Raw genomic sequence first — 19,440 nt, 5'->3', positions numbered from 1 at the left:
TCTTTTTATGTATCCATAAATTAAGCGTGTACTCCATAATTTCCTGAATTGGCTTCAGCAGTCTTTCACCATCCAGCAAGGAGAAGTTCCGTGTCTACATCCCCTCGTATCGCCATCGTCGGCGCGGGCCTGGGCGGCGCCGCCACCGCCGCGCTGCTGCTCAAGCAAGGGCTTAACGTTCGCGTCTACGAGCAGGCGCCCGGCTTTTCGCGATTGGGGGCCGGTATCCACGTGGGGCCGAACGTCATGAAGATCCTGCGCCGCATCGGTATCGAAGATGCGCTGAACGCGCAGGGCTCGCACCCGGACTTCTGGTACAGCCGCCATTGGGAAACCGGCGACATCCTGGCGCAGATTCCGCTGGGCGATTACGCCGTCAAGGAATACGGCGCGTCGTATCTGACCGTGCACCGGGGCGACTTCCATGCCTTGCTGGTCGACGCCTTGCCCAAGCACGTGGTGGCGTACGACAAGAGCCTGACTCGCGTGGAAGATCGCGGCGACGTGGTGCTGATGCACTTTGCCGACGGCACCTCGGAAGAGGCGGACATCGTGATCGGCGCCGATGGCGTCAATTCCCGCATTCGCGAAGAACTGCTGGGGCCAGAGCTGCCCAAGTACGCGGGCTATCTGGCGCACCGCGCCGTGTTCCCCACGCCGCGGACCAAGGCCGGCATGCTGCCCTTCGATTCCTGCGTCAAATGGTGGAGCGATGATCGCCACATGATGGTGTACTTCGTTACCAGCAAGGCCGACGAGCTCTACTACGTCACCGGCGTGCCGGTGGAGCACTGGGACTTGAACGACCGCTGGCTGCCCAGCAGCAAGGATGAAATGCGCGAAGCCTTCAGCGGTTGGCACCCCACCGTGCAGGCGCTGATCGACGCCACGGTGGACGTCACCAAGTGGTCGCTGCTGGAACGTGACCCGCTGCCGCTCTGGAGCCGTGGCCGCCTGGTGTTGCTGGGCGATGCCTGCCACCCCATGAAGCCGCACATGGCGCAAGGCGCGGCCATGGCCATTGAAGATGGCGCCATGCTGGCGCGCTGCTTCCAGGAAGTGGGCGTGCAGAACCACGAGCTGGCCTTTGCGCTGTACGAAGCCAACCGCGCCGAACGCGCCAGCAAGGTGCAGCGCATTTCGCACGACAACACCTGGTTGCGCACGAATGAAGATCCGTCGTGGTGCTTTGGCTATGACGTGTTCAACGAACCGCTGGTAGACCCCAAGACGCGGGCCGCGGCCTGAGGATCTGTCCGCCGCGCGTGCCAGGGGGCTTGCCCCTGGGCCCGTGTCGCGGCAACCTTCGTACTTTTCGAACTGCGACCACGCGCCACGCCTTATGGGACCCACCGTCAATTCCTGCCGCGCTACTCAGCCGATCCGCTTGAACGTCAACGGCGTCGAGTGCACCGTGCCGGCCGCGCCCGACACGGCGCTGCTGCACGTGCTGCGCAACGACCTGGCGCTGAACGGGCCGAAGTATGGCTGTGGCCTGGGCGAGTGCGGCGCGTGCACGGTGTTGATCGACGGCGTGGCCGCGCGGTCGTGCGTGATCCCGGTGCGGGCCGCGCAGGGCAGGGCGGTGGTCACGCTGGAAGGTTTGGGCACACGTCAGCAACCGGGCACGACGCAGCAAGCATTTATCGATTGCCAGGCAGCGCAGTGCGGGTACTGCCTGAACGGCATGATCATGACGGTGGAAGCGCTGCTGCGCCGCAATCCTGAGCCCACGCAAGACGCGCTGCGCAGCGAACTGCATCACAACCTGTGCCGCTGCGGCACGCATGTGGAAATCATGCAGGCGGCGCTGCGGGCGGTTCAGTTGCGGGCGAAAAGTGTTGGTGTTGTGGGTGTTGTGGGTGTTGTGGGTGTTGTGGGTGTTGCGGGTGTCGCGGATGTTGCGGGCGGTGTTGACCTTGCGGATGGCGGATCCACGCGATGAGCCAGGACGCGCTGGGGTCACCGCTGCACCACCTGGGCCTGCCCGCGGACCTGCTGCACGGCGTGGCCTTGCGTCCGCCTGCCGTGCTGTGGGATGGCGCGCGGTATCGCGGCAGCGTCTTGCAGCAGGCGCAGTGGGATCAGGCGCGCGCGCTGTCTGGCGTTGTGACGGTGGTTCGGCACACACACTTCGCGGGCGTCGTCGCCGTGTCGCCCGTTCATGCCAGGCAGGCGGCCATGGCCTTGGCGCCCGTATGGCAAGCGCCGGATTCAGTCCAGACGCCACGTGATGATGTCGCGGATTCGGACGAAATTCGCTATGGCCTGTGCCTGCCGTCTTTTGAAGCGCCAGCCGGTGCTCGGGCGACGGTATGGGCGCTGAACGGACATGCCGGCGTGTGGCTGCCGCCCTGCACGCCCGGCACGCAAGCTCAGATACGCCGCGAGCTGGCGGCGCTGCTGCAACAAGCGCAAGAGACGATCCGCGTCACGGTGCATGCGACGATCGACGGGGCGGTCTCCGAAGGCCACGATGCGGGGCATCCCCTGGACTTGATGGACGCCGCCGCCGACGCCGCGCTGCTGTCGCAAGCAGTGGGCCGGCCGGTGTGCGTGGCCTGCCGGTCGGGTGTTGCTGAAGAGTTGGTGCTGCGTCTGCCGGTCGATGATGCGACGTTCGCCTCGGCGGGTTGGGACGCTGCTGCTTTGAACGCAGGTGCTTCGAATGCAGGTGCTTCGAATGCAGGTGCTTCGAATGCTGCCGTTCCGAATGCTGCTGCTTTGAATGCATGGGCTTCAAACGCCGACACCTCCAACGCCTCGGCCTCCAACGCCTCTGCCTCTAACGCCTCGGCCACCAACGCCACTACCTTCGCGCCGCAACCCGACTCGCTCGCCGCTGCCGGCGCCGCGTCGTTGCGGTCCGATGCACCCTGGGCGGTGCGCCCGAGCCTGGCGCGGCTGTTGAGCCAGCCCGCGCTGGCAGGCGCGTCGGCACAGGCGACGGTATGCGGCGCGCCCGTAACGTCGCCCCGGCGCGCGCTGCCCCCGTTGCGCGCCAGTGTGGATGAATTGAACGCCGCGCAAGTCTTTGCGCAAGAAAGCCAATGGCATGAAGCCGCGCTGGCCCACGGCAAAGATCCCATCGCGTGGCGCGTGGAAAACCTGCCCGAAGGCAAGGGCCGCGAGCTGGCGCGCCAAGTCGTGAGTCGCGCAAGATTAAACACCGGCGCCGGAGCAGGCGCAGACGCAGACGCAGGCGCGGGCGCAAACGCAGGCGCAGGCGAAGACGCAAACGCAAACGCAGGCGCAGGCGCAAACGCAAACGCCAACGCCGACACCGACGCCGCCCCAGCGCCCACCGCGGGCCTGCTGCATGGCACGGGCTTCGCCACCGCACAGGTGCAATGCGTGGATGACGACGGCGCCACCCGCATGGTGTGGAGCGCCTGGGTGGCCGAGGTATCCGTGCGCGCCCAGACCGGTCAGGTGGAAGTCACCCGCGTGGTCGCCGGCCACGACAGCCAGCGCCTGCAACCGGCGCAAGGCGCGCCCGTACACGCCCATATCGAACAGCAAACGCCATGGCTGCTGGATAACGCGCGCCGTCTGCTGGCGGGGCCGCCGGCGTTTGACGATTGGGTCAGCCCGTCGTTCAAGGATGACGCGCCACTCCCGGCCGTACGCCCCTACGAAGGGAGCGACGGCGCGATGCTGCCCCGCCCAGCGGGAGACGTCGCGGACGGCAACGTCACACAAGGTCGTCTGGCCATGGACGGCGTGGTCACCTTGCCCGCCGCCGCCGCCATCGCCAACGCCATCCATAACGCAACCGGCGTGCGGCTGCGGCAAGCGCCGTTCGACACCGAGGCGTTGCGCTTGGCGTTGCAAGACCATGGGCGACCAAGCTGGGGCACGTCGGCGCGGGGTCGTCTGGCGCGAGCCGGCGTGTGGCTCGCGGCCGGCGTCGCCGGTCTGGCCGGCATGGTCGCCGCGCTGTGGCCCATCAAGCCTGCGTTGCCTTTGACGGCTGGCCCCGACGTTTCCCTGTATTCCATGCGGGCCATCGAACGGGGCCGCCTGGTCGCCGCTGCCGGGGATTGCATCGCCTGCCACACCGCGCCCGGTGGCCAAGCCAACGCGGGCGGTCTGGCGCTGGACACCCCCTTCGGCACGATCTATTCCACCAACATCACGCCCGACAACGACACCGGCATCGGCCGCTGGTCCTACCCCGCGTTCGAACGCGCCATGCGCCAAGGCGTGCACCAGGACGGCCGTCAGCTGTATCCCGCGTTTCCCTACACGGCCTATGCCAAATTGAGCGAAGCGGACATGCAGGCGTTGTATGGCTACCTGATGTCGCAACCCGCCGTTAAGTCCGAGCCGCCGAAGACGCAGTTGGCCTTCCCCTTCAATATGCGCCCGCTCTTGGCCGGCTGGAATGCGCTGTTTCACGACGCCACGCCCTTCACGCCGGACCCGTCGCGCAGCGCGCAGTGGCTGCGTGGTGCGTATCTGGTCGAGGGCGTTGGCCACTGCGCCGCTTGTCATTCACCGCGCAACCGCCTGGGCGCGGAGAAGAAGGGCGTGCATTACCTGGCAGGGGGCGAGGCAGAAGGCTGGACCGCACCCGCCTTGAACCAACTGGCCAGCGGACCACGCGCCTGGTCGGGTGATGAACTGTTCCAGTATCTGCGCACGGGCTATTCCCCCAGCCACGGCGTGGCGGCCGGGCCGATGGCGCCCGTGATCCACGGCTTGGCAGAATTGCCGGACAACGACCTCAAGGCCATCACCGCGTATTTGCTGGACTTGCCGAAGCGGCAGGGCGACGGCAATGCCGAATATGCTGCGTCGGCGGCATCGGCATCGGCATCGGCTTCGGCATCGGCTTCGGCATCCGCTTCTGCATCGGCTTCTGCGACACCGTCGCCCTCGCCCTCGCCCTCGTTGTCCTCGCCATCGTCCAAGACCGAGACCACGACCGAGACCACCACCGACACCACAACCGACACCGCGGCTGCGCCCAAGACTTCCTCTGCGTCTGCCTCCGCCACCACGCCCGCCGCTGCAACGATCCAATCCCTGCAAGGCCGGCGCGCCAACGGTGAACGCATCTATCAGAACGCCTGCGCGGTCTGCCACGAGGCCGGAAGCGGGCCCACGCTGTTCGGCGCCAAGCCCTTGCTAAGCGCCAACACCAACCTGCACGCCGACACGCCCGACAACCTGATCCAGGTGATCTTGCACGGCATCCAGGAACCCGCCGACGACGCGCTGGGGTACATGCCGGGCTTCAAGGACAGTCTTGACGACAGGCAGGTCGCCGACCTGCTGGGCTATTTGCGGGAACGTTTTGCGCCGGACAAAGAGGCCTGGGCCGATCCCGGCACGACGATTAAACAGCTACGCAACCATGCGGAGCTGAATTAAGGAAAACGCGGCCATAACGCGTGCGGCTTTAGTGATGATCACATCAAGGGGTTTCATCTATGTCAGCTTCATTGGTATCCGTGGACAAGGCCATTCAGGTGGCCGGCGTCGGCAAGTTCCAGTATCGGCTCTTTGTGATATTTGGCCTGGTCTGGATGGCCGACGCCATGCAGGTGCTGTCCATCGGCTTTTCCGCGCCGTCCATCGCCAAGACCTTTGGCATCACCGTGCCCCAAGCGCTGCAAAGCGGCACGTTCTTTTTCATCGGCATGTTGATCGGCGCGTTCGTCTTCGGCCGGATGGCCGACCGCATCGGCCGGCGACCCGTCCTGATGATCGCGGTGGTCATCGACGCCTGCGCGGGCGTGGCTTCGGCCTTCGCGCCTGAGTTCACGTGGCTGCTGCTCTTGCGTTTCCTGACGGGCATCGGCGTGGGCGGCACGTTGCCGGTGGACTACACGATGATGGCCGAGTTCCTGCCCAGCGATCGCCGTGGCCGCTGGCTGGTGCTGCTGGAATCGTTCTGGGCCGTGGGCACCATCTTCCTGGCGCTGCTGGCGCTGGCGGCGGTGTCGTGGGGCGATGACGCCTGGCGCGTGATCTTCTTCGTTACGGGCCTGCCCGCACTGATCGGCGTGGTGCTGCGGTTCTACATCCCGGAATCGCCGATGTACCTGAACCGCAACGGCAAATCCGACCAGGCGCGCAAAGTGCTGGAACGCGTCGCGCGCGTCAACCAGCGCAACATCGAAGTGCCCGCGCTGCAACCGGAAACGCCCGTCAACAAATCCATGTTCGCCTTGTTCTCGCCCAGCTACCGCCGCCGCAGCATCGGGTTGCTTCTGGCATGGGCGCTGATCTCCATCGCGTACTACGGCGTCTTCGTGTACCTGCCCATCAAGCTCAGCACCGCCGGCTTTGCCTTCATGCGCGGCCAGGAATTCCTGGTGCTGCTGGCGTTGGTGCAATTGCCCGGCTTTGCGCTGTCTGCCTATGGCGTCGAACGCTGGGGCCGCAAGCCCACGCTGGTCGGCTTCCTGATTTTGAGCGCGGTAGGCTGCATGCTGTACAGCCTGGGCACCGACCCCGCCGTGGTGATCGGTTCCACCTTGCTGATGAGCTTTTCGCTGCTGGGCACGTGGGGCGCGCTGTATGCGTTCACGCCCGAGGTCTACCCAACGGACTTGCGCGCCAGCGGCATGGGCATGGCGGGCGCGGTGGCGCGTTTTGGCGGGCTGTTCGCCCCGGCCATCATCGCGCCCATCATGACCAGCCACTTCACGCTGTCGCTGGTCGTGCTGTCCAGCATGTTGCTGGCAGGCGCCGTGTCGATCTGGTCGGTAGACGTGGAGTCGCGCAACCGCGCGCTGGATTGATGGTGGTGTAAATCGAGGGTGCCGCCGGCGTGAATAGCGCCGGCGTGCTGCCAGGAACGGCGACGAACAGCTCAGGCCTGTTCGTCGCCGTTCAACATTTTGGTCAGCAGAAAATGCAGCGCCACGCGCTCGGCCGGGTTCAGATTGCCGTAGGTGCTTTCCGTGATCTGCTTGGCAAACGGTTCCATCTCTTGAACCAGCGCTTGCCCGACGGGTGTCAGGTTGATAACCACTTTGCGCCGGTCAACCGGGTCGTGATCCACCTGCACCAATTCGCGCTGCTTCAACCTGTCCACCACGCCGCGCACCGTAGCTTGGTCAATGACCGTCGCCTTGACCAGGTCCGCCAGTGAACTTGCACCGTTATCCCGCACCGAACACAGCACGACAAACTGCGCGGCGGTGAGCTGAGAGTCGGGGATGTAGTGCTGAAACAAAGCGGTGTGACGCTGATAGACACGCCGCAGCAGGTGACCTATCTGATCAGAAAACAAATAGCCTTCCGTGGTGGACGAGGACTTGCCTTTCATATTGCGCATAAGCCTATCCGAAGCAATGCATGGGTCATGATGATCTTTATCAACGGTGTGCAGGTTGACGGTATGTCTAGTTTGCCAGCAGCGGGACGGTTTGCGGGTTGTAGGTACTGTATGCGCCGCCGCAGCTTGCATAAGGGGCCGCGCGTGCGGGTACGCCGGTGGCGCGCATGCCTAGTTTGTCTTTCGGAAAATGTACCTGCACAAAGCGTTCCACTTCGACCGTGCCGTCAGGCAGGAAATACAGCTGTAGACGCATCAGCGTGGTTTCTCCGTCAACGGGTTCAGGATGCCGAAATGCGGGCGCGTGCAGCGTTGCGGTGTGCCAGGGGTGGGCGGCGTTGGCAGTGCTGCTGGGTTCAGGCGCTTCCGGCGTTCCCGGCGTTCCCGGCGTTCCCGGCGTTCCCGGCGCGCCAGTCGTTTGCCACCGCAGCGCCAGTGGCCGGCTAAGCATAATAAACGCCGCACCGATGGGCCGCGCAAAATCATGGCAGGCGGCCGGCAACGGCGCGACGGAAACAAGCGCGCGGTCGCCGATATCCAGCGTCTGACCATTCACTTCAAGCCGAGCGATAGCGCTGCTGGTGTAATTGACCGCACTGAGCAACACCAGCCCGTGCTGCCCCTTTCGATCAAGACGCTGCTCCGTCATCCCCGCCAAACGGTTCAGCACAGGGGCAACCTCGACACGGTCGGGATAATGAAAATACAGATACCGCAACATCGATCTATCCGGCTTATTCAACGCGGATGAAAAGCGCGCCACGTCCGGGTAAGCAAGACGCGTCAACGGCAACGATGCGGCGACAGCATCGCCCGACGCAGAAAGATATCTGTACTGCGCGATATCCTCGCGCAAGCGCGTGCCGTCATACGGAAAAGGCTGGGTCGCGGCCGGGCTGGGATATCGATTGAACACCATGAACTGCTGCGATTCAGCGGCCGCAAACGGCATTCTTGGCCCAGCACCCGACGACGTGGTGGCGTAAGGCGTGGTGTCGATCCACAGATCTTTGCCGCTAAGGTTGACGTGCGTTTCCGCAATATAGGGATGCGCATCGCTAAAGCGCTCGCGTTTGGATTTTTCGAACGATTCGCTGGCCGGGTAAATCAGCATGGTGATCAGCGTAGGCAAGAACAACCAGGCATGGACCCGGCCCGGCACACGGCCCCGATCGCGAGAAAGGTAGTAGAGCCAGACGATGATCAGCAGGATGGCCAGTGGCCCGCCCACCCAGATTGCGGCAGTAAGAAGGGCGACGATGCCCCAGCCCAGGTCGGGAGTTAACGCGGCGGTAAGGCCAAGGAATGCCAGCCACCCGGCCAGGGCAATCGAGATGATCAGGCCGAAGAGGTAATCCCGGTAGGGGGTGGTGGTCATTGGGAGGGGATGCGGCCGATCAGTTGAAAAGAATCAGTTAAACAATATTCAGCACTTCACTTAGCGAACGCAGAGAATCGCTGTTAGCCGGCGTGGCTGCCTGCCGATTCAAATGGTATCCCTGCATACCGAATTTTCGCGGGCCGATCATATCTGCATCGACGGTGTCACCAATCATCAAGACCTCATTCGGCCGGCAGCCAATACCCTCACAAAGGTATTGATAGATCTTCGGCTGCGGCTTCACCGCGCTAGCTTCGTACGACCAGGCGCAAAAGTCCGGCTGGACGGGCAACAGTTTCAGCACCGGCGGCCCATACGGCGCGGCAAGGTTTGAGCAGAGCGCTACTTTGATGCCTCGGTCTTTCAGAGCAGTCAGGGTGGGAATGGCATCGTCAAAGAGTGAGATCGACTGGATCTCCTCATGCAACTCGGCCTCCAACCCACACAAATCTTCTTCACTAACCATCCCGCCAAACAAGCTTGCCGCTTGCCTGAGGTCCAACACATTGCTCATCGCCCGAACCCCGTCGTCACGCTGCCGCCGACGACCGGCTTCATGCAGCAGACGGACCAACTTTCGAAACGGGCGAGTAGGCCGCTGGATATGGACCAATGTCCCAAACACGTCAAACGCTACGGCTTTGATTGCCATCGGAGAGCCCCCGGTGCTTGTCAAAATGAATGTCCACGGTGCGGTGGGCGAGTGGAGGCAAGCTTATCGCAACAGCGGTTTTAGTGGCTAAAAAGCAGAGCGAAGCTTTGAGTGGGGTCTCCGTAAGGGGTTTTCGTTTAGCAGGTTGCGACTAGTAAACTCGACGCCTCACAAGGAGAGGCGATCAATGGTCAAAATAAATAATTGGTTCTTCGCCCAGCTCGCGTGTGCGGTTGCTTTATCTTCGAACGCTGTCGCGGCTCCCTCGTCTGACGAGATCATGAAGGAGTGCGCAATCTCATCATCTATTGCGCGAGGAATTATGGAAAAGCGTCAGCATGGCGCTTCCATGAGGCAGCTTATGGAAGACGCATCCAGAACAGAGGACGAGTACATGAAGGGCATCAAAATGCTCTTCATTGAGCAGGCGTTCCGGGTTCCGTCCTACGAGTCGGCCGAACGGAAATCGAAAGCTGTAGATGAGTTCGAGAACTTGGGCTACGCGGGCTGCTACATGGCTCTGACCGGAGATAAAAAGTAGGTGCGCTATTTAATGGCGCTCTTTTTTAGCTGGGTGCGTGAGCACTGCACTGCATTGCAGTGCGTACCTATGCCCCTCGCGCGGGGCATTAGCCCGGGGGGTATGGCCGTCTAAGCCCGAGGAGGGCAATGCTCGGAGGGGATGATGCGATGCTGGACGAAGCGTGTTTAACGCGCGTCACATGAGGAATTCTGGTGCCCGGGGCCGGAATCGAACCGGCACGCCTTGCGGCGGGGGATTTTGAGTCCTGTATGGATTTCCAGTGTTAGCGAGGGTTTCAAGGCGATCCGTTCCGCATTTTGTTCGCCTTTTGTCCGCAGGGAAGGCATGCAAATGCGGAACGGATTTTAGCGGACTGGCTTTAGCCGTGTAACTCTTGTCCGGTAGTGACGTTTGGTCAGGGTCACACTGCTATGTTGTAGTAGCTGACTGGCCGCTTCATCGCTTTCCGAAAGATCCCCGGCGCGCTTCCGCATGTCCCGTAGGATCATTGCGCGAATTTCGGTGGCAAGATCCATTTCGCCTGCAGCTGCCGCATTCAGGGCGGCCCATTCGCGGGCAAACTCCCAGCGATTTCGCAACATGGTGTACGTCACGGGCCGCCCAGTTGGCGTGCTCAGCAGCATTTGATGATGTGCCCGAACCGCACGACGGCGCTTGATCAAGCCCGGAAGAACCTCGGACAGAGACACGTCGAAATCAGCTTTTTTCCCCGTCTTGTTTGCCGTGAGGCGCAGCAGGTCGTCTTCGGGGAGGGGCACCTGTATGGTGTCCTTGATCCGCATCCCCGTCGCGCTGGCGATATCCATGGCGTCTTGCAACACCTGATCGCCAGCTTGATACACGGCTTCGAACAGGTCGTCCGTGACTTCGAATTCCCGTGCGTTCTCGGGGTTTTTCCAGCGTGATCGCTCCATGCCGGCGGCGGGCCAATGAACCGCAGTCAGGCCCTCTTTGCGCGCCCAGTTCCAAATGATCTGTAGGACGGCCATTTCGCGATTTCCGCGAGTCTTGGCGCTGCGACGACGCAAGTAGCCGGTGAGGTGGACGAACTCCACGGATTCCCAAGTTGCTGCACCGAATACAGGGCGCAGCTTGTTCAGGCATTTCTTGTAGCCGTCCCGGGTTTCCGAGTTGGCGTAAGACAGAAGCCCCGTTTCCTTGTCCAGTTCCCATGCTGCAAAAGCTTGTTCGAGCGTTCCGACAATTCGGGGGGCTCCCAGGCGGATCTCGTTCCACAATTCGATGGCTCGGTCGTAGTCTGTGCCGAGTGGAATATCGGGTTCGCCCTCTTTCCGGCGATCATAGAAATAGTAGGTGACCACACGGCCACCTTTGCGCTTGCGCGTGTGAGTGCGCAGGTTAGGAAACTTGTTCGTCATGACACTGCGGATAGATTGGGCGCGGAATGGCGCGGTACGGGGCGGCCCTCGACCCAAGCCGTCACGTGGGCGACCAGAACGATGATTTCCCGGCGGACGACCTTGTAAGGGATGCCGTATTCATTCAGTACGCGCTGTTGCGCAGCGGCGTGAACGTAGCCAGTCAGCCGCGCCAGGGCGGCTTCGGACAGAATTGGGTCCATGGAGCCTCCAAAACAAAGCCCGCAATGCTGCGGGCGTCGATAAATTCACGAGCGGTCCTTGTAAGCCTGGGGCGGGCCTATGGTCACCTGCCTCGGGGCGTATACCCGGCATCACCCTACGTTTCCACGGTTACGGCGTGGGTGCAGCCCTTTCCGCAGTATTCCTGGTGGGTTGATGTGATGTCGCTGTCCGTGCTGGTGAAGTAGACCCAGCGGTTTGCGTCGTAGAACCTGTAGACGGTGACGCCTTTGTGGGTGAACAGTTCGGCGACCGCGATGTCTTTGTTGTCAGTGCCGGACACCGAGACAGGCTCTTTTGAGCAGGCCGTCAGCATGGCGGCTAACACGATGCACATCAGCGCGCGCAAGGTGGCCCTCCCGTGATAGCTAGAAATGAAGGCGCTTTTCTGGTGTGTCATCACTCGCCCCAATAGGTGAGGTCTTCGCGCACGGCGTCTACCGGGCCGTCGAAGGAATCGCGGTTCTCAAGCAGCGCGCCCGCGCAGCCCCAGGCCATGGGAAAGTTCAGGGCGGCCATGCGGCGGTAAGCGAGTGCGGCGCGCAGGCGCCAGATAAAGTTGGTCATGTCCTTTCCTTGGTGGTGGCCTTTGCGATCAACCGGGCGATCAGTTCGTCATGCTCTTTCTTGGAACGAATGACCGGCTCATCCAGGGCAAACGCTTGGCGTGCTGCATCAGCGCGTCGCAGGACATCAGGGATATCGCTGCCAATGGTTTTGAACAGGGAGCGGATACCCGCCTCATGCGGCCGCAGGTAGTGCTTGCCCATGTGCTGGTAGAACACGTCCAAGAACGGCTGGACGCCATAGCCGATCAGGGCTTCCAAGGCGCGCATTTCGACCTCAGACAGTTCTATGGTGGCGCGAGTCTCGACGTAGGGCTGCTGGATGAATCGCTTCATCACGCCTCCTTCCGCTGGGACTGTTGGGCAATGGCGGCTTTGTTCCAATTGCTCATGCTGCCTCCCTTTCGATGTCGCGATACATGCGGTCAACGGTCTTCTGCCGGGCGTCCAGCTTCCGCGTGCGCGAAATGTGATCTTGCAGAGCCTTGTCGTATGGTTCGATCTCGCGCAATAGACGAAGCCTTTCGTGGATGTCTTTGCTGGCATTGCATTGGATAGCCAAGGCATCCCGCTTTTTGAAATCGGGCTTTTCCGCATCCCAGCGGGCAAGCTCCGCGTCAAAGTCGGCCATCAGCTTCTTGCTAGCAGTCTTCCAGCGGATGAAAAGCAGATCTCGGCGACGGATGCTCAGGAAGATCCCCTTTTCACGCACGAAGGCGATGATTTCTTCCTTCGTGAACTCGTTGAGGACATCGAGGCCGTTTGTCATGCTTCACTCCCTTTGCCCTGCTGGGCGGCAATGGCGGCGTCGTAATGCTCCGTAGAGCAATACCCTTTCCCCATGTGCAGGATGTTGGACGGTCGGCCGCACTGGCAGGCCGGAAAGGCGTCGGCGCGGTTGGCGTCGTACCACGCTTGGGCCTCGGTGCTGTAAGGCTCGTCCTCTGCGGGGATGTGGTCTGGCCCCAACAGGCCGTTGCCGATCCACTGCATGGCCGCTTCTGCGCCCTTGCCGTGCCTCCATTCGATCCAGGCAGCTTGGTCGGCAACAACCATGTTGTGAACGATCTTGCTCAGTTCATCAATCAAGCGTTGCTGACGGGCAGCATCCCGCGCAGCGGCGGCGGCTGTGGCCGTCCAGCCCGCCGCAACAAGGGCGGCGCGCATTCGTTCGCGGAAGTGTTCGTGCGGGTCGGGGATCAACGCAGCGCGCGGGGTTTCGGCGAACCACGCATTTACAGCTGCATCGACCAATTCGACCGGGGGCGCATTCTCGGGGGCGCTCATGCGGTGGCTTCCTGTTCGGTGGGGATTTCGGCCTGGCCGGCAGCTGCTGCGGCTTCGGCCTGGAAGCGCTGCTTTTCGGCTTGCTTGGCTCGGACGGTTTCGACGGCACCGTGTGCCTCAAACAGATCGATAAGCGCGGCGGTCGGAATGGTGATCGTCTCGCTGGCTACGCGGCCTTCCTTGATGTCCACAAGGGTTGCGCGCTGGTTGGCGTCCAGGCCCTTGATAAAGGCGTCCACGCCGCTGATGAGCGGGGAGACAACCTTGCGGGGCAGCGGCCGGCCCTTGATGTCGCTGACAGTGGTTTTTCCCCGATTGCGCAGAAACTCTCCAGCAGCCTCGCCATACTTTTCGACAGCGGCAATTGCTACGGTGGGCTTGACCAGGTCTGCCAGGATGAGGTCATGAACGTCGGTATTTGCGTTTGCCAGGGTCAAGAGCTTGCCGACCCAAACTGAAGTGACGCCTTCCTCGGCGGCGATGCGTTCGCAGTCCCACTTGAATCGCGCCAAGCGTGCATACCCGAAGGCGGTTTCCAGCGTGAGCAGGCCCTGGCCTTTCGAGCTGGAAATAACGCGCTTCGTCCGCTCGACGTCGTTTCCTTCGAACGCAACGACGTCGACCATGACGAAGCCGGCCTTGTCCTGGAGCGGAGCGCCGGCAGCGATTGCCCGCCCGATGTTCCTGTGTCTGCGGTGGCCGTCAACGATCCACACGCCACCCTCGGCGCGGGGGCGAACCTCAAGTGCGGGGTACTGCCCCCCGGCCATGATGTGCCGGAACAAGCTTTCCTCGGCCGCTTCTGCCTGCTGGCGCAGCTTGCCGCCCAGGCGTTCTATGGGGGCGCGGAGATTGAATCCGGGTTCCACGTGCAGATCCTCATACCGGACCTGCATTGCGTGGGCGCGCTTGATTTCTTTATTGAGGATCTTTTGTCGGAACGACACGGGGGCGCTGGAATCGGTCATGCTGGCACCTTGAGGGACTTGGGGCGGCGGCCAGGCCGCTTTCCGGATGGTTGGAGAGGATGGCGGCGGCCTTCCCAGATGTTGCGGATCGTCTGCGCCGTGACCCCATAGCACCTCGCCAGGTCGGCGCTGTTGACGGTTCCCCTTGCAGAGCGGATGAAAGCAATTTCAAAGCGGGTGAGCGGCTTGGGCTTCGAATCAACCCAACGAAACCGGCTTCGGGGGCGTGGGAGCGTCGGACTCCAGCCCGACCGATCACGCAAAATGAATTCGATACCGTTCATGGTCAGAAGCCTGCTCCACGTCCCAGCCACGGCAGCACCACCAGAAAGGCGAAGGCGAACAGGGCCGCATAGACCCACGCAATTGCGGGGATGGAGGCGTTGTGATTCCACGCGCCTTTCCCGGCGTGGTCGCGGGGAGCAACCATGTCAGCGAGGCGGCGGGTAGTGATGGCCGGCGTTGTCAGCTTGGTGGCGACAATGCGGCGGGGGACGGACGCGCTTATCGCGTTACGGGCTGCCGTGTTCATCGGGCGACCCCCACGGTGTATTCGAGGGGGCGGTGTACGGCGGTACGCGACATACCCTCCATCATCGCGGCGATGGCGGCGAGGTCTGCGGCGGAGTACTTGGGCGGCGCGTCATCATCATCACGCACGCCACTGAAAATGTCATTGCGGCCGATAAATGCGATGAAGGCCTGTTCTTGGACCTTCTTCAGATCGCGATTGAATGCTCGATAGTGAAGTTCGATTTCCAGATGCTGGGCCTTCGTGACTTCGATCCAGACATTCTTTTTCCCGCGCTGCTGCCGCAGGTCCAATGAGTTGGATTTCAGGACCATGCCGGCGACCTGGACGAGTAAGCGGCGGTCCTGGGCAGTCTTGATGGGAAAGCACTTCCATTCGGCTTCCTGGCAATCTTCATCCAGATCTGCAAGGGTCATGCCGTGCTTCTTGAGCATGGATTCCAAAAAGCGCTGGGCGTTGTCTCGTTCGCCGCCTTCGCCGCGACGGGCGAGGGCCAGGAGCTTAAGCATCCGATGGCGTGCTTTGTCGTTGGTCATTTCGATTCCAGGGGTCGGCCGCAACATAGCGGCGGTTGAGGTATTCGCAGGCGGGGACCAGGGCCACCGCCGCCAAGGCGAGCAGGGCCAGGCCCCACCAGATGGCGGGGATGGTTGAGGGCATGGGGATGTGCGCGAACGCGCGGTGATGGGCTTTGGAGAGCAGGCTGGAGGCCCGGTTAATCCCTGAAAGTCACTTTCAGCGTCGGTGACGTTGCGACGCCGGCCCACTCTCCAAAGCCGCCCCGGTGAGGCGGGGCAGGCGCGGCATTACTTGTTGATGCTGCTGCCGAAGTTGAAGGCGTCGATGAGTTCTTCGAGGAAGCGGATGATCACGGCGACCATGGGATGCTCCGTTGACTGGGTTGCGGTTGCGGGTGATTGATGATGGTCCTGCGCGCTTACCCGGCGCAGGTTAGGTACAGCCACTTAGCGTATTGCGCCGTCATCTGGCGTACAGAGGGTGGGTGCTCCTCCAGCCATCGGGCAACTTTTGACCCATGCCGATATCGCCCGGCTTTCTGCGCCCGCGTACTCAGGGATTAAGCCGAGGCGGTCTAGCTGGGGCCGAGGCCCCGCTTGCGCTTCGGGTTGAAGATGGTGCTTTCAGGATCGTCACTGCCAAACATGGTCAATCTCCATGGTGTCCAGGCACAGCGCCTGCCGATACCCCGCACGCGGGGCATGAGCCGGGGCTGTCAGGCCGCGACCTGCTCGGCCTTTGCAGGCACCCCGCAGAAGGGGCAGAAGGTCACATGCAGTGGCACCGCTTTGCCGTCCTGGCTGCGGTAGCCGGGGGCATCCGCTTTCACTTGGAGAGGGATGTAGAGCCGGGCGTCCATTGAACTGCCGTCGATGACAAAGGCGACATTGCCCATCTTGACGCTGTTGATTGGGCCCTTAATTTGCGGTTGAAGGTGCGCCCTGGCTTCTTCTTCGACACGCGAAATGCACTCGCATTGCATGGTCATTTCCTCAGTGCTGGGGTTGACGGGGAGGGCGCGGGACGGGCACAAGAGTGCCGAAGTCGTCCATCACCGCGTTGGAAAGCAATGGCGCGCCCTGGTAAGAGTCACTGAGGCTTTCCCAGGCGCACCAGTAGCGGCGGTCGTAGTACCAGCGGTTGCCGAAGACGCCGCCGGGCGTTTCGTCCATGTAGCAGCCGCCTACGTGGTCTTGTGTGTCGATAGTGGGCATGAGGGTGGCTATTCAGCAGCCTTTTCCAGAGCCTGGGTTGCTTCGTCGAGCGCGCTGCAAACTTCGTCCAGGGAGTCGATGGCTTCTTGCATGGAGTCCAGCGCCTCTTGTGCCTTCGTGCCTTTCTCGCCGTCCTGAAGCGATTCCGGCATGTTGTCGAAGGCGTCTTGCTCGTCGCTGAGCGGGCCGCTTTCCAGATCGTCCTTGAGGCTTTCCGCTTCGGACTTCAGGGTTTCGATGCGCTGGCGCAGGGCGTCCAGCTGCTTACGGCGGTCTTTGTTCATGGTGGGATTTCCTACGGGGTGGGCTTCGGTAAGCGCTGACCCGCAGCGCTGGCCGAAACCCGCTTTTCAGCGGAATCGGATTTCATGCCGGGGTTATCGTCGCCACGCCCGGCTGGGCGTTGCCTGGGCGCGGTGGCCCATGCACACAGGGTCCGGGGGCGCGCTGGCGCCTGGTTGTCCTGTTTCGCCCTTCCTCCCTCTCGGGGGCGGGCGGCCTAAGTTGTTAAAGAGCGGTTCTCGCCTTCCCCAGTCCGACTTTGTGGCGGTGACGTCTCCCGCTTGAGGCGATGGCCTGACTACTGCCTGCGGGTCCGTGGGGTACCGTTTGCAGCGCAAAGCTGCGGTAGAGCAGATATTAGTAAACACTAAACTTATCGTCAAGTAAAAACTAAACTCTGGGACGTGACTTTGGGCCGTGCGACTTAGTGCGCGGCGAAAAAAAGCCACCCGAAGGTGGCTGGTGCTATTAGTGAGGGGAGCTTCTTATGCGCGCGTCCATTGACCGGATTCACTGTCGCTCAGACGAGATCCGGCCCAAACAACCTGGCCAAGCACGCGAACGGACGCGCCGTTCTCAAGCGAAATATCCGGGTATGCGGGGTTAAACGAGCGAGCAACCCATCGTTTTGTCAGGCGGTCCCGCGTGATGGTCTTCACAATCATCTTGCCGTCGTAATTGATGGCGTAGACTCCGCCCGCAGCCACATCTTGCACGGCGAGGCTTTCATTAGGAACGACGAGCAAGGCAGCACCATCCCGAATGATCGGTGCCATGCTATCGCCCTTCGCATATACGACGCGGGCTTTACCCGAACCGGCGCCGACAGATCGCAGGAAGGACCGCCGGAATTGAACGGTGCCGGTTTCTTCCTCTGCCAAATTCTCAATGCCGTCTCCCGCAGCCAGGCGCACGTCTGCCATTTCTGGCACCTTTTCGAACTTGTCATTCGCCGCGTGCGGCTCGCCTGGTCCGACATTGGCTATTACACCGGCTTTGGTGCTAACCCGAACTTTGCGCTCGCGTTCTGCTTGTTGACTGGTCTTTCCGTCTTCCCCCGGCGCGGGCGGTAGGCCGCCGACGCGCATCGGGAATGCGTCGTCGGCAGCATCCATGTCCACCAGTTCGCCCCGGGCTGATTGCGCTGGCCGCACGGAGGGTGGCGGGGCCACCGTAATTCCGAGTTTCAGCTGAGCGATGGCGAGCGCTATCGCTCCCTCTAAGGCGCTCAGTTGGCCGGCAGGCAAAGCCCGCACGTCCGCCTCCGCTATAGACGCGAAAGGCCAGGGAGAGGGCGCGGGTGGTTGCGGCGCTGCTTTGGCGCTGGTGTCCAGCGGTGTATCCAAAAAGCCTTCACCCATTCGGTAATCGCGCTCAAGCCGACGCGCGGCACGTTCCCCGATAGGAGACGTGCCGGATAGGACTTGCGAGAAGTAGCTTTTCTCCTTGCTGGGCGCACCGTTCTGCTGCACCCAGCCGCGAAGATTCGCCCGTCGAATGTCTTGGATGGTCATGGCGAAAGTTTATAGGACACTAAATTAGTAAACACTTGACCTTACGGTTTAGTTCTCACTAAACTTGGCGGATGGACCTTAAGACCTATATCAGCACTAGCCCACGTGGCACGGCGGCGAGCTTAGCTAAGGCAATTGGCGTCTCGCCTTCTTATCTATCGCAGATGGCATCCGGGCAATCGCCCATCTCGCCGGAACGCTGCGTGGCAATCGAGAAAGAGACCGGTGGCGTCGTCAGCCGCCGCGATCTTTGGCCTGATGGCTGGGACCGGATATGGCCCGAACTCAAGGAGGCCGCATATGCACACCACTGACACACCCCCAAAACCAGTACCGCCGGTTGCGCCCGTCCCACAGCAGGATGACCGCGTGCAGATTGGTCCGCTGGACGTTTGAAGTTCGTTCCCCATGCAGCGCATCGTAAAGCCGCTGCTTCGCAATAGATACGTTCAGGAATGCTCGAAATGAACATCACCACTGCGGCCGATCTGACGGTGCACGAATACAAGGGCGGCAGCGAGTCGCTGGGGCCGCTGGTCGGCATATCCGCGGCTGTGCTGCGCAACAAGGTCAACCCGAACAACACCACGCATCACCTGACGCTTGCCGAGGCTGATCGCCTGATGCGTATGACAGCGGATTTCCGCATTCTCTCGGCGCTGGCGCACTCGCACGGCTTTCTGCTGGTGAAGGCTCCGAGCCATTGCCAGGCCGAAAGCGACATGTCGGTGCTTGAGCAGGTGGTGGGCTTCATGGTGGCGAGCGGTGTTTACGGGCAGGAGATTCACAAGGCACTGGCGGATGGCGGCGTGGACCGCCAGGAACTGACCCGGATCCGCGAGGCCGGCGCGGGCGTCATGTCGGCGGTGGGTGAAATCAACACGCGCCTGGAAGGGATGGCCGAAGAATGATGCACCGAGGAACTTCTGGTGTACCCGTGCGGGCGCGTATCGCGTCCACGGAGCGTAAGGGGGCGGCGCTGTCGCGCGCGGCTGCAATGATGTGCAACGGCGCGAAGTTTCAACAGTGGGTTGAATCCCGCGTTGGCGCCGCCCCCGAGGGCGTGTCAGGCCAGCAACACGCAGC

Annotated in this window: 25 protein-coding genes; 7 read left to right on the top strand and 18 right to left on the bottom strand. The window is 62.1% G+C overall.

Features of this window, described 5'->3' with window-relative positions; genetic code table 11:
- The first annotated feature begins 90 nt into the window (after positions 1-90).
- From AC0Z35_RS04620 to AC0Z35_RS04605, 4 genes are all read left to right on the top strand, one after another.
- Positions 91-1,248, top strand: coding sequence for an FAD-dependent monooxygenase (locus AC0Z35_RS04620; protein WP_120157079.1), 1,158 nt, complete (start codon positions 91-93; stop codon positions 1,246-1,248).
- 94 nt (positions 1,249-1,342) lie between these two features.
- Complete coding sequence (locus AC0Z35_RS04615) at positions 1,343-1,945, top strand: (2Fe-2S)-binding protein (RefSeq protein ID WP_485131230.1); 603 nt, start codon at positions 1,343-1,345, stop codon at positions 1,943-1,945.
- Positions 1,942-5,379 (top strand): c-type cytochrome, encoded by a 3,438-nt coding sequence (locus tag AC0Z35_RS04610; RefSeq protein ID WP_485131231.1) that lies wholly within the window; start codon positions 1,942-1,944, stop codon positions 5,377-5,379. Before AC0Z35_RS04615 ends, AC0Z35_RS04610 begins: the two co-directional genes overlap by 4 nt.
- Positions 5,380-5,438: 59 nt before the next feature.
- The gene (locus AC0Z35_RS04605) at positions 5,439-6,755 is read left to right on the top strand and encodes an MFS transporter (protein WP_046807253.1); all 1,317 of its coding nucleotides are present in this window, start codon (positions 5,439-5,441) and stop codon (positions 6,753-6,755) included.
- A gap of 71 nt (positions 6,756-6,826) precedes the next feature.
- Here the strand turns inward: AC0Z35_RS04605 and AC0Z35_RS04600 are convergent, their stop codons facing one another.
- The 3 genes from AC0Z35_RS04600 to AC0Z35_RS04590 all read right to left on the bottom strand — a co-directional run bounded on the left by AC0Z35_RS04600 (position 6,827) and on the right by AC0Z35_RS04590 (position 9,327).
- A complete protein-coding gene (locus AC0Z35_RS04600) occupies positions 6,827-7,294 on the bottom strand; it encodes a MarR family winged helix-turn-helix transcriptional regulator (protein WP_189371350.1) in 468 nt (155 codons plus the stop codon).
- Between the two features lie 67 nt (positions 7,295-7,361).
- On the bottom strand, positions 7,362-8,672 hold the full coding sequence (locus AC0Z35_RS04595; protein ID WP_485131232.1) for a hypothetical protein: 1,311 nt from the start codon (positions 8,670-8,672) through the stop codon (positions 7,362-7,364).
- Between the two features lie 37 nt (positions 8,673-8,709).
- Positions 8,710-9,327, bottom strand: a complete 618-nt coding sequence (locus AC0Z35_RS04590) for an HAD family hydrolase (protein ID WP_485131233.1) — start codon at positions 9,325-9,327, stop codon at positions 8,710-8,712.
- A gap of 187 nt (positions 9,328-9,514) precedes the next feature.
- Here AC0Z35_RS04590 and AC0Z35_RS04585 point away from each other — a divergent pair, with 187 nt between their 5' ends.
- Positions 9,515-9,868, top strand: a complete 354-nt coding sequence (locus AC0Z35_RS04585) for a hypothetical protein (RefSeq protein WP_104141782.1) — start codon at positions 9,515-9,517, stop codon at positions 9,866-9,868.
- Between the two features lie 347 nt (positions 9,869-10,215).
- On the opposite strand, the gene AC0Z35_RS04580 is transcribed toward AC0Z35_RS04585, so the two are convergent.
- The 15 genes from AC0Z35_RS04580 to AC0Z35_RS04510 form a co-directional block, all read right to left on the bottom strand.
- Positions 10,216-11,250, bottom strand: coding sequence for a site-specific integrase (locus AC0Z35_RS04580; RefSeq protein WP_485131234.1), 1,035 nt, complete (start codon positions 11,248-11,250; stop codon positions 10,216-10,218).
- Positions 11,247-11,453, bottom strand: coding sequence for a DUF4224 domain-containing protein (locus AC0Z35_RS04575; RefSeq protein ID WP_485131235.1), 207 nt, complete (start codon positions 11,451-11,453; stop codon positions 11,247-11,249). Before AC0Z35_RS04575 ends, AC0Z35_RS04580 begins: the two co-directional genes overlap by 4 nt.
- Positions 11,454-11,569: 116 nt before the next feature.
- A complete protein-coding gene (locus tag AC0Z35_RS04570; RefSeq protein ID WP_485131236.1) occupies positions 11,570-11,872 on the bottom strand; it encodes a DUF4884 domain-containing protein in 303 nt (100 codons plus the stop codon).
- Positions 11,872-12,039: a hypothetical protein gene (locus tag AC0Z35_RS04565; RefSeq protein ID WP_485131237.1), complete on the bottom strand. Its 168-nt coding sequence runs from the start codon at positions 12,037-12,039 to the stop codon at positions 11,872-11,874. The genes AC0Z35_RS04570 and AC0Z35_RS04565 overlap by 1 nt, the downstream gene beginning before the upstream one ends.
- Complete coding sequence (locus AC0Z35_RS04560) at positions 12,036-12,374, bottom strand: hypothetical protein (protein WP_264615252.1); 339 nt, start codon at positions 12,372-12,374, stop codon at positions 12,036-12,038. Before AC0Z35_RS04560 ends, AC0Z35_RS04565 begins: the two co-directional genes overlap by 4 nt.
- 52 nt (positions 12,375-12,426) lie before the next feature.
- Positions 12,427-12,807 (bottom strand): hypothetical protein, encoded by a 381-nt coding sequence (locus AC0Z35_RS04555; protein WP_485131238.1) that lies wholly within the window; start codon positions 12,805-12,807, stop codon positions 12,427-12,429.
- Positions 12,804-13,325: a hypothetical protein gene (locus AC0Z35_RS04550; RefSeq protein WP_485131239.1), complete on the bottom strand. Its 522-nt coding sequence runs from the start codon at positions 13,323-13,325 to the stop codon at positions 12,804-12,806. The genes AC0Z35_RS04555 and AC0Z35_RS04550 overlap by 4 nt, the downstream gene beginning before the upstream one ends.
- Positions 13,322-14,293, bottom strand: coding sequence for a hypothetical protein (locus AC0Z35_RS04545; protein WP_485131240.1), 972 nt, complete (start codon positions 14,291-14,293; stop codon positions 13,322-13,324). The genes AC0Z35_RS04550 and AC0Z35_RS04545 overlap by 4 nt, the downstream gene beginning before the upstream one ends.
- Positions 14,294-14,579: 286 nt before the next feature.
- A complete protein-coding gene (locus AC0Z35_RS04540) occupies positions 14,580-14,825 on the bottom strand; it encodes a hypothetical protein (RefSeq protein WP_485131241.1) in 246 nt (81 codons plus the stop codon).
- The gene (locus tag AC0Z35_RS04535) at positions 14,822-15,361 is read right to left on the bottom strand and encodes a hypothetical protein (RefSeq protein WP_485131242.1); all 540 of its coding nucleotides are present in this window, start codon (positions 15,359-15,361) and stop codon (positions 14,822-14,824) included. Before AC0Z35_RS04535 ends, AC0Z35_RS04540 begins: the two co-directional genes overlap by 4 nt.
- A gap of 270 nt (positions 15,362-15,631) precedes the next feature.
- Positions 15,632-15,790 carry a hypothetical protein gene (locus AC0Z35_RS04530; protein WP_485131243.1) on the bottom strand — a complete coding sequence of 53 codons (159 nt, stop codon included), beginning with the start codon at positions 15,788-15,790 and terminating at the stop codon, positions 15,632-15,634.
- Between the two features lie 269 nt (positions 15,791-16,059).
- Positions 16,060-16,332 carry a hypothetical protein gene (locus AC0Z35_RS04525; protein WP_485133301.1) on the bottom strand — a complete coding sequence of 91 codons (273 nt, stop codon included), beginning with the start codon at positions 16,330-16,332 and terminating at the stop codon, positions 16,060-16,062.
- Between the two features lie 4 nt (positions 16,333-16,336).
- Positions 16,337-16,558: a hypothetical protein gene (locus AC0Z35_RS04520; protein WP_485131245.1), complete on the bottom strand. Its 222-nt coding sequence runs from the start codon at positions 16,556-16,558 to the stop codon at positions 16,337-16,339.
- An 8-nt stretch (positions 16,559-16,566) separates the two neighbouring features.
- The gene (locus AC0Z35_RS04515) at positions 16,567-16,842 is read right to left on the bottom strand and encodes a hypothetical protein (RefSeq protein WP_485131246.1); all 276 of its coding nucleotides are present in this window, start codon (positions 16,840-16,842) and stop codon (positions 16,567-16,569) included.
- A gap of 483 nt (positions 16,843-17,325) precedes the next feature.
- Positions 17,326-18,354: a S24 family peptidase gene (locus AC0Z35_RS04510; protein ID WP_485131247.1), complete on the bottom strand. Its 1,029-nt coding sequence runs from the start codon at positions 18,352-18,354 to the stop codon at positions 17,326-17,328.
- Between the two features lie 71 nt (positions 18,355-18,425).
- Between AC0Z35_RS04510 and AC0Z35_RS04505 the strand changes: the two genes are divergently transcribed.
- Both AC0Z35_RS04505 and AC0Z35_RS04500 read left to right on the top strand, forming a co-directional pair.
- On the top strand, positions 18,426-18,668 hold the full coding sequence (locus AC0Z35_RS04505; protein WP_485131248.1) for a YdaS family helix-turn-helix protein: 243 nt from the start codon (positions 18,426-18,428) through the stop codon (positions 18,666-18,668).
- Positions 18,669-18,818: 150 nt separating this feature from the next.
- Positions 18,819-19,265: a phage regulatory CII family protein gene (locus AC0Z35_RS04500; protein WP_104143997.1), complete on the top strand. Its 447-nt coding sequence runs from the start codon at positions 18,819-18,821 to the stop codon at positions 19,263-19,265.
- Positions 19,266-19,440 lie beyond the last annotated feature (175 nt).

It is taken from the genome of Achromobacter sp. 1L-A-4-B-C2 (assembly GCF_057291955.1).
Note: the sequence above shows the minus strand (reverse complement) of the source record. Positions and strands in the feature narration are given on the sequence as shown.

Excerpts from the sequence above, each read along its gene's own strand:
- AC0Z35_RS04615 (WP_485131230.1), top strand. The coding sequence starts at position 1,343 with ATGGGACCCACCGTCAATTCCTGCCGCGCTACTCAGCCGATCCGCTTG.
- AC0Z35_RS04610 (WP_485131231.1), top strand. The coding sequence starts at position 1,942 with ATGAGCCAGGACGCGCTGGGGTCACCGCTGCACCACCTGGGCCTGCCC.
- AC0Z35_RS04605 (WP_046807253.1), top strand. The coding sequence starts at position 5,439 with ATGTCAGCTTCATTGGTATCCGTGGACAAGGCCATTCAGGTGGCCGGC.
- AC0Z35_RS04600 (WP_189371350.1), bottom strand. The coding sequence starts at position 7,294 with ATGCGCAATATGAAAGGCAAGTCCTCGTCCACCACGGAAGGCTATTTG.
- AC0Z35_RS04595 (WP_485131232.1), bottom strand. The coding sequence starts at position 8,672 with ATGACCACCACCCCCTACCGGGATTACCTCTTCGGCCTGATCATCTCG.
- AC0Z35_RS04590 (WP_485131233.1), bottom strand. The coding sequence starts at position 9,327 with ATGGCAATCAAAGCCGTAGCGTTTGACGTGTTTGGGACATTGGTCCAT.
- AC0Z35_RS04585 (WP_104141782.1), top strand. The coding sequence starts at position 9,515 with ATGGTCAAAATAAATAATTGGTTCTTCGCCCAGCTCGCGTGTGCGGTT.
- AC0Z35_RS04580 (WP_485131234.1), bottom strand. The coding sequence starts at position 11,250 with ATGACGAACAAGTTTCCTAACCTGCGCACTCACACGCGCAAGCGCAAA.
- AC0Z35_RS04575 (WP_485131235.1), bottom strand. The coding sequence starts at position 11,453 with ATGGACCCAATTCTGTCCGAAGCCGCCCTGGCGCGGCTGACTGGCTAC.
- AC0Z35_RS04570 (WP_485131236.1), bottom strand. The coding sequence starts at position 11,872 with ATGACACACCAGAAAAGCGCCTTCATTTCTAGCTATCACGGGAGGGCC.
- AC0Z35_RS04565 (WP_485131237.1), bottom strand. The coding sequence starts at position 12,039 with ATGACCAACTTTATCTGGCGCCTGCGCGCCGCACTCGCTTACCGCCGC.
- AC0Z35_RS04560 (WP_264615252.1), bottom strand. The coding sequence starts at position 12,374 with ATGAAGCGATTCATCCAGCAGCCCTACGTCGAGACTCGCGCCACCATA.
- AC0Z35_RS04555 (WP_485131238.1), bottom strand. The coding sequence starts at position 12,807 with ATGACAAACGGCCTCGATGTCCTCAACGAGTTCACGAAGGAAGAAATC.
- AC0Z35_RS04550 (WP_485131239.1), bottom strand. The coding sequence starts at position 13,325 with ATGAGCGCCCCCGAGAATGCGCCCCCGGTCGAATTGGTCGATGCAGCT.
- AC0Z35_RS04545 (WP_485131240.1), bottom strand. The coding sequence starts at position 14,293 with ATGACCGATTCCAGCGCCCCCGTGTCGTTCCGACAAAAGATCCTCAAT.
- AC0Z35_RS04540 (WP_485131241.1), bottom strand. The coding sequence starts at position 14,825 with ATGAACACGGCAGCCCGTAACGCGATAAGCGCGTCCGTCCCCCGCCGC.
- AC0Z35_RS04535 (WP_485131242.1), bottom strand. The coding sequence starts at position 15,361 with ATGACCAACGACAAAGCACGCCATCGGATGCTTAAGCTCCTGGCCCTC.
- AC0Z35_RS04525 (WP_485133301.1), bottom strand. The coding sequence starts at position 16,332 with ATGACCATGCAATGCGAGTGCATTTCGCGTGTCGAAGAAGAAGCCAGG.
- AC0Z35_RS04520 (WP_485131245.1), bottom strand. The coding sequence starts at position 16,558 with ATGCCCACTATCGACACACAAGACCACGTAGGCGGCTGCTACATGGAC.
- AC0Z35_RS04515 (WP_485131246.1), bottom strand. The coding sequence starts at position 16,842 with ATGAACAAAGACCGCCGTAAGCAGCTGGACGCCCTGCGCCAGCGCATC.
- AC0Z35_RS04510 (WP_485131247.1), bottom strand. The coding sequence starts at position 18,354 with ATGACCATCCAAGACATTCGACGGGCGAATCTTCGCGGCTGGGTGCAG.
- AC0Z35_RS04505 (WP_485131248.1), top strand. The coding sequence starts at position 18,426 with ATGGACCTTAAGACCTATATCAGCACTAGCCCACGTGGCACGGCGGCG.
- AC0Z35_RS04500 (WP_104143997.1), top strand. The coding sequence starts at position 18,819 with ATGAACATCACCACTGCGGCCGATCTGACGGTGCACGAATACAAGGGC.